The sequence below is a fragment of the Prevotella rectalis genome, assembly GCF_900607215.1.
GTDB classification, from domain to species: domain Bacteria; phylum Bacteroidota; class Bacteroidia; order Bacteroidales; family Bacteroidaceae; genus Prevotella; species Prevotella brunnea.
Window position 1 is genome coordinate 461846 of the sequence record NZ_LR027822.1, and the last position, 1227, is coordinate 463072.

At 46.7% G+C, this 1227-nt stretch carries 1 protein-coding gene and 1 pseudogene; both read left to right on the plus strand.

Annotated features, from left to right (window positions below; genetic code table 11):
* Positions 1-188, plus strand: a pseudogene (locus E0E16_RS13660) (hypothetical protein); the annotation flags it as partial.
* A gap of 32 nt (positions 189-220) precedes the next feature.
* Positions 221-1066, plus strand: coding sequence for an IS3 family transposase (locus E0E16_RS10290; RefSeq protein WP_240048166.1), 846 nt, complete (start codon positions 221-223; stop codon positions 1064-1066).
* The last annotated feature ends 161 nt before the right edge of the window (positions 1067-1227 follow it).

Below are 1227 nucleotides of genomic sequence, written 5' to 3' on the forward strand. Positions count from 1 at the left end.
AGAGGTATCGTATGGCTCATAAAGAAACGAATTTGACAGACAATGAGATATTGCGCCAGAAGATAGTGAACCTCCAACACGCATTGTCTTTGGAGAAGATGCGCAGCCGTGCCTATGAGAAACTCATAGAGATAGCCGAATCCGAGGAGGGTATCAGCATCTTAAAAAAAGATGGTGCCAAACAGTAACGGCGCTGCGTGAGGAGTTTCCCGGTGTATCCGTGGAATTCCTCTGTGGGCTGTTTGGCAAGAAACGCCAGTGGTATTACGCAAGCAGCAAGCTTGTGATTTCTGAGCGGCAAAGGCGTAAACTGATAGTTGACAATGTACTCTACTATCGTGCCTGCTGTCCCGGGATAGGCGGTGTGAAACTGCACGTCCTCCTCAAGTCGGAGCTAGGTGAAGATGTTACTCATGGTCGCGACTCCTTCTTAAAACTACTTGCTTCAGAAGGACTTATGCTTCCCAAGAACAAGCGAAGACGTACAACGGACTCCAATCATCCTTATAGGAAGTATCCTAATCTTGTACAAGGTGTTACGGCAATGTATGCTAACCACATTTGGGCAGCCGACATAACCTACGTTTGGATTTACGGCAACGTCCTGTACCTCCATCTCATTACAGATGTTTACTCACATGCTGTCATAGGCTGGTGCTTATCCGAAACCATGGAGGCTATAAATACGAAGGAGGCATTGCTAATGGCAGTTAAGGCAGCCGGAGGAGGCAACCTCTGCGGAACGATACACCACTCTGACAGAGGTTCGCAATACGCCTGCCACCTATATGTTGAAACTCTTATGTGCCACCATATCAGGGTTAGTATGACAGAACGGTACAATCCTACGGACAATCCTGTGGCGGAAAGGACGAATGGAACCTTTAAGGTTGAGTGGATTTACCAGCAGGAGATGTACCGAGATTATGACCAGGCCAACATGGAAATCTCCAAGGCAATAGCCTTCTACAACTACAGACGACCGCATATGAGCATAGGAATGAAATGTCCGATGGATGTCTATAGAGGCGAACAGCCCGGGAGAAATCTTTGGAAAAAGAGATAAATGCTTGCAAAAAAGAAAAATATAAAGTATCTTTGGAACGCCGAAAATATGGCGAACGACGGTCTTATGCCATCTTCACCAAAGGTCCCAGGGGGCATCGAGCCCCCTAAGACCTTGCCGAAAATATGACGGAACTTAGGTGTTGTCCATCTTCTTTTATA